This window comes from Kluyvera sp. Awk 3 (assembly GCF_028069715.1).
GTDB classification, from domain to species: Bacteria; Pseudomonadota; Gammaproteobacteria; order Enterobacterales; family Enterobacteriaceae; genus Kluyvera; species Kluyvera georgiana_A.
This window is the reverse complement of the sequence record NZ_JANEWH010000202.1, coordinates 1-5830: the sequence shown is the minus strand read 5'-3', so window position 1 is coordinate 5830 and position 5830 is coordinate 1. Positions and strand designations below refer to the sequence as shown.

The 5830-nt window shown below is 55.4% G+C and carries 6 protein-coding genes; all 6 read left to right on the top strand.

Annotation, left to right across the window (positions count from 1 at the left end):
• Positions 1-330 precede the first annotated feature (330 nt).
• The 6 genes from flhD (at position 331) to cheW (ending at position 5758) form a co-directional block, all read left to right on the top strand.
• Positions 331-681 carry a flagellar transcriptional regulator FlhD gene (gene flhD, locus NNN71_RS23350; RefSeq protein ID WP_163448972.1) on the top strand — a complete coding sequence of 117 codons (351 nt, stop codon included), beginning with the start codon at positions 331-333 and terminating at the stop codon, positions 679-681.
• Positions 678-1262 (top strand): flagellar transcriptional regulator FlhC, encoded by a 585-nt coding sequence (gene flhC / locus NNN71_RS23345; protein WP_191091026.1) that lies wholly within the window; start codon positions 678-680, stop codon positions 1260-1262. The genes flhD and flhC overlap by 4 nt, the downstream gene beginning before the upstream one ends.
• 123 nt (positions 1263-1385) lie before the next feature.
• On the top strand, positions 1386-2279 hold the full coding sequence (gene motA, locus NNN71_RS23340; RefSeq protein ID WP_064544632.1) for a flagellar motor stator protein MotA: 894 nt from the start codon (positions 1386-1388) through the stop codon (positions 2277-2279).
• On the top strand, positions 2276-3202 hold the full coding sequence (motB, locus tag NNN71_RS23335; RefSeq protein ID WP_163448970.1) for a flagellar motor protein MotB: 927 nt from the start codon (positions 2276-2278) through the stop codon (positions 3200-3202). The genes motA and motB overlap by 4 nt, the downstream gene beginning before the upstream one ends.
• 4 nt (positions 3203-3206) lie before the next feature.
• Entirely contained in the window at positions 3207-5231 is a 2025-nt protein-coding gene (gene cheA / locus NNN71_RS23330) for a chemotaxis protein CheA (RefSeq protein ID WP_442910526.1), read from the top strand.
• A gap of 23 nt (positions 5232-5254) precedes the next feature.
• On the top strand, positions 5255-5758 hold the full coding sequence (gene cheW, locus NNN71_RS23325) for a chemotaxis protein CheW (RefSeq protein WP_064544638.1): 504 nt from the start codon (positions 5255-5257) through the stop codon (positions 5756-5758).
• Positions 5759-5830: the final 72 nt, after the last annotated feature.

Below are 5830 nucleotides of genomic sequence, written 5' to 3'. Positions count from 1 at the left end.
CAACTATGACTGATGGATACAGTGTAAAAATACGGTTTGATTTTGTGATGGAGATCACATAAATTTCAAATTAACAGTGAAGTAACATTGTATGTGTCACATCTGGCGAGTAAAGTTGCGTCGAATTAGGAAAAATCTTAGTAAATTGTAAGAAATGTTTAGATTTGTCGGGCCGTGCGTTCAAAACGTTGCCCGGCGATGGGGCATGAGATTCACCTAATCGGCTATGCATTTTGACCGATTCTTTTTTATCGGGCCTTGCCCGACGACATCACGGGGTATGCGGATTTTCCGCATAAAAGTACAAATTGGTTATTCGGGATGGGGAAAATGCATACATCCGAGTTGCTAAAGCACATCTATGACATCAACTTGTCTTACTTGCTTCTTGCACAGCGTTTGATCGGTCAGGATAAGGCTTCAGCCATGTTCCGCCTCGGTATCAACGAGGATATGGCGAAAGTCCTCGGGGAACTGACGCTCCCGCAGATGGTTAAACTGGCCGAAACCAATCAGTTGGTTTGTCAGTTCCGTTTTGATGACTCCCAAACCATCACCCGTCTGACGCAGGAGTCACGCGTTGACGATTTACAGCAAATTCACACCGGTATTCTGCTCTCCACACGACTGCTGAATCAGGCCAGTCATACAGGCGAACCTGCCCGTAAGAAAAGGGCCTGATCATGAGCGAAAAAAGCATTGTTCAGGAAGCGCGCGATATTCAGCTTGCTATGGAGCTGATTACCCTGGGCGCGCGTTTGCAAATGCTGGAAAGCGAAACACAGCTGAGTCGTGGTCGCCTGATTAAGCTCTACAAAGAACTTCGCGGCAGCCCGCCGCCGAAGGGGATGCTACCGTTCTCCACGGACTGGTTTATGACCTGGGAGCAGAATATTCACTCTTCCATGTTCTGTAATGCCTGGCAGTTCTTACTCAAAAGTGGGCAATGTTCCGGCGTTGATGCGGTGATCAAGGCTTATCGTCTTTACCTTGAGCAGTGTCCGCAGCAGGATGCCGGGCCGCTGTTGGCCCTGACGCGCGCGTGGACGTTAGTCCGTTTCGTCGAAAGCGGCATGCTTGAACTCTCCAGTTGCAACGCCTGTGGCGGTAACTTTGTGACTCACGCTCACCAGCCCGTTGGTAGCTTTGTATGCAGCTTATGCCAACCGCCATCACGAGCCGTAAAAAGACGTAAACTTTCTGAGGATCTTGCCGATAGTAATCCACAACTGCTGGATGAACAGATAGAGCAAGCTGTTTAACCCCACACGGTGTGACGAAAACACTCCAGCAGCGGCCATTATGGCCGCTGCTTTTTTTTACCTGCGTGTGGGTGAAATTGCTCATCTGTCTCCTCTCTTAGTCAACAGTGGAAGGATGATAGCGTGCTGATCTTAATAGGTTACCTGGTTGTTTTGGGGACAGTTTTCGGCGGTTATATGATGACTGGCGGACACCTTGGAGCACTGTATCAACCGGCCGAGCTGGTTATTATCGGCGGGGCGGGGGTTGGCGCTTTCATCGTGGGAAACAACGGCAAGGCGATTAAGGGCACCCTGAAAGCATTGCCTTTACTGTTCCGGCGTTCAAAGTACACCAAAACGATGTATATGGATTTGCTGGCGCTGCTCTATCGCCTGATGGCCAAGTCACGTCAGCAGGGGATGTTTTCGCTCGAGCGCGATATCGAGAATCCGAAAGAGAGCGAAATTTTCGCCAGCTATCCGCGCATTCTCGCGGATACCGTGATGCTGGAATTTATCGTCGATTACCTGCGCCTGATCATCAGCGGCAACATGAACACCTTCGAAATTGAAGCGTTGATGGATGAAGAGATCGAAACCCACGAAAGTGAAAGCGAAGTGCCAGCCAACAGTCTGGCGCTGGTGGGCGACTCACTGCCGGCGTTTGGTATTGTTGCGGCGGTCATGGGCGTGGTGCACGCCTTAGGATCAGCCGACCGTCCGGCGGCAGAACTGGGCGCGCTGATTGCCCACGCGATGGTCGGTACGTTCCTCGGGATCCTGCTGGCCTATGGTTTCGTCTCACCGCTCGCGAGCGTGCTGCGTCAAAAGAGCGCGGAAACGACCAAGATGATGCAGTGCGTCAAAATTACGCTGCTGTCTAACCTCAACGGCTACGCGCCGCCTATCGCCGTCGAATTTGGCCGAAAAACGCTCTACACCAGCGAACGCCCGTCGTTTATCGAGCTGGAAGAGCACGTCCGCGCGGTGCGTAACCCGGCGGGGCAACAGCAAACGACCACCGAGGACGCATGAAGAATCAAGCGCATCCTATTGTCGTCGTTAAGCGGCGCAAACATAAATCTCACGGCAGCGCCCATGGCTCGTGGAAGATTGCCTATGCCGACTTTATGACGGCAATGATGGCGTTCTTCCTGGTGATGTGGCTGATCTCCATCTCCAGCCCGAAAGAGCTGATTCAGATAGCGGAGTACTTCCGTACGCCGCTGGCCACCGCGATCACCGGCGGCCAGCGGATGGCGAACAGCGAGAGTCCGATTCCCGGCGGCGGGGATGATGTCACCCAGCAGCAGGGCGAAGTACACAAGCAGCCAAATATTGACGACCTGAAAAAACGGATGGAAACCAACCGCCTGAAACGTATTCGTGGCGAACTGGACCAGCTGATTGAGGCCGATCCCAAGCTGCGCGCGCTGCGTCCGCACCTGAAGATTGACCTCGTACAGGAAGGGCTGCGCATTCAGATTATCGACAGCCAGAACCGACCGATGTTTAAAACCGGCAGCGCGGAAGTGGAACCCTACATGCGCGATATCCTGCGCGCCATTGCGCCGGTGCTGAACGAAATTCCCAATAAGGTCAGCCTGGCCGGCCACACTGACGACTACCCGTATGCCACTGGTGAACGTGGCTACAGTAACTGGGAGCTGTCGGCGGATCGCGCCAACGCCTCGCGCCGCGAACTGGTGGCCGGCGGGCTGGATGATGGCAAAGTTTTACGCGTAATTGGGATGTCAAACTCGATGCGCTTATCAGAGCACGGCGGCAATGATGCGATTAACCGTCGCATCAGCCTGCTGGTGCTGAATAACCAGGCTGAGCAGGCCATTCTCCATGAGAATGCCGAGAGCCAGAATGAACCTTTAAGCGTATTACCGTCGCCGACGACCTCACCGTCTGCATCAGGTACTACGGCGCCACAACCCGACTCGAGGTGATTGCGTGAGCATGGATATCAGCGATTTTTATCAAACATTTTTTGATGAGGCCGACGAGCTGTTGGCCGATATGGAACAGCATCTGCTGGATCTGGCGGTGGATGACCCTGACGCTGAACAGCTGAACGCGATCTTCCGCGCGGCACACTCGATCAAGGGCGGGGCGGGCACCTTCGGCTTCTCCGTGCTGCAGGAAACGACGCATCTGATGGAGAACCTGCTGGATGAGGCACGCCGTGGGGAGATGAAGCTCAACACCGATATTATCAACCTGTTTTTGGAAACCAAAGATATTATGCAGGAACAGCTCGACGCCTATAAAAGCTCCAGCGAACCGGATGCTGCCAGCTTCGAATATATCTGCAACGCCCTGCGGCAACTGGCGCTGGAGGCGAAAGGCGAAAGCGTCCCACCGGTGGCCGCAAGCGCCCGCCTGAGCGTGGTCGACAACAGTATGCAGACCGAGACGGTTGGGATCGATACCGCCGCCGCCGGCAAAACCCAGATCACGCTGTCGCGCCTGAAGGCCGGTGAACCCGATATGCTGGAAGAGGAGCTGGGTAATCTGGCGACGCTGAGCCAGGTCAACAAAACGGCCGATAGTCTCACCGCGGTGCTCGACGGTAGCGTGGATCAGGACGATATCGTCGCCGTGCTGTGTTTCGTAATCGAGGCCGACCAGATAGCGTTCACCACCGTTGCCGCGGCCACTGAGCCTGCGCTGGTGGAAATAGCCGAAGAGATCGTCGAACTGCCGGTTGTCGCCCCGGCGGCGCCGGCCGTTGCAGCAAGCCAGACGGCACCCCGCGTAGAGCGTGAAAAACCGGCAGCGCGCAGCAGTGAATCTACCAGTATCCGCGTGGCGGTTGAGAAGGTCGATCAGTTGATTAACCTGGTTGGCGAGCTGGTCATTACTCAGTCGATGCTGGCCCAGCGTTCCAACGCGCTGGACCCGGTCTCGCATGGCGATCTGATCACCAGCATGGGCCAGCTTCAGCGCAATGCGCGCGACCTGCAGGAATCGGTGATGTCCATCCGTATGATGCCGATGGAATATGTCTTTAGCCGCTTCCCGCGTCTGGTGCGCGATCTGGCGGGTAAGCTTGGCAAGCAGGTGGAGCTGACGCTGATGGGCAGCTCCACTGAACTGGACAAGAGCCTGATTGAACGCATTATTGACCCGCTGACTCACCTGGTGCGCAATAGCCTGGACCATGGTATTGAGCTACCGGAAACGCGTCTGGCGGCCGGGAAATCTGCTGTGGGTAACCTGATTCTCTCTGCGGAACATCAGGGTGGCAATATCTGTATCGAAGTCACTGACGATGGCGCGGGGCTGAACCGCGAACGTATTCTGGCAAAAGCCGTGTCGCAGGGAATGGCCGTGAATGAAAGCATGACGGATGAAGAGGTCGGCATGCTGATCTTTGCGCCAGGCTTCTCCACCGCCGAGCAGGTGACCGACGTTTCCGGGCGTGGCGTGGGTATGGACGTGGTCAAACGAAATATTCAGGAGATGGGCGGCCACGTTGAAATCCAATCGAAGCAGGGGGCCGGGACGACGATCCGCATTCTGCTGCCGCTGACGCTGGCGATTCTTGATGGCATGTCGGTGAAGGTTAGCGAAGAGGTCTTTATCCTGCCGCTCAACGCGGTGATGGAGTCTTTGCAGCCGCGTGAAGAGGATCTGCATCCGCTGGCGGGCGGCGAACGTGTACTGGAAGTACGCGGCGAATATTTGCCGCTGGTGGAGCTGTGGAAAGCTTTCGATGTACAGGGCGCGAAAACCGAGGCCACGCAGGGCATTGTGGTCATCCTGCAAAGCGCGGGTCGTCGCTATGCGCTGTTGGTCGATCAGCTGATTGGTCAGCACCAGGTGGTGGTGAAAAACCTGGAAAGCAACTATCGCAAAGTGCCGGGCATATCGGCGGCGACCATTCTTGGCGACGGTAGCGTCGCGCTGATTGTTGACGTCTCCGCCCTGCAGGGACTGAATCGTGATAAACGTCTGGCGAACACAGCCGCCTGAAACGCAGAAAAAAGGTAGAAAACATGACCGGTATGACGAATGTAACAAAACTGGCGGGAGAACCGACAGGTCAGGAATTTCTGGTATTTACCCTGGGCAACGAAGAGTACGGTATCGATATCCTGAAGGTGCAGGAGATTCGGGGTTACGACCAGGTCACACGCATTGCCAACACGCCAGCCTTTATTAAAGGCGTCACCAATCTGCGCGGCGTGATCGTGCCGATTGTCGATCTGCGGGTGAAGTTCAGCCAGCAGGACGTTGAGTACAACGACAACACCGTGGTGATCGTACTGAATCTCGGTCAGCGTGTCGTCGGGATCGTAGTTGACGGCGTTTCCGATGTGCTGTCGCTGGCGGCGGAGCAGATTCGTCCGGCACCCGAGTTTGCCGTAACGCTGTCTACGGAATATCTCACCGGGCTTGGCGCGTTGGGCGACCGGATGCTGATTCTGGTCAATATCGAAAAGCTGCTGAATAGCGAAGAGATGGCCCTGCTGGATAGCGCAGCTAACCACGCGGCATGATGAACGCCGGCCCGGCGGCGTACGACGTCGGGCCTGTATTTCAAATAGCCGCTAACGCAAATTCTTTTTTAT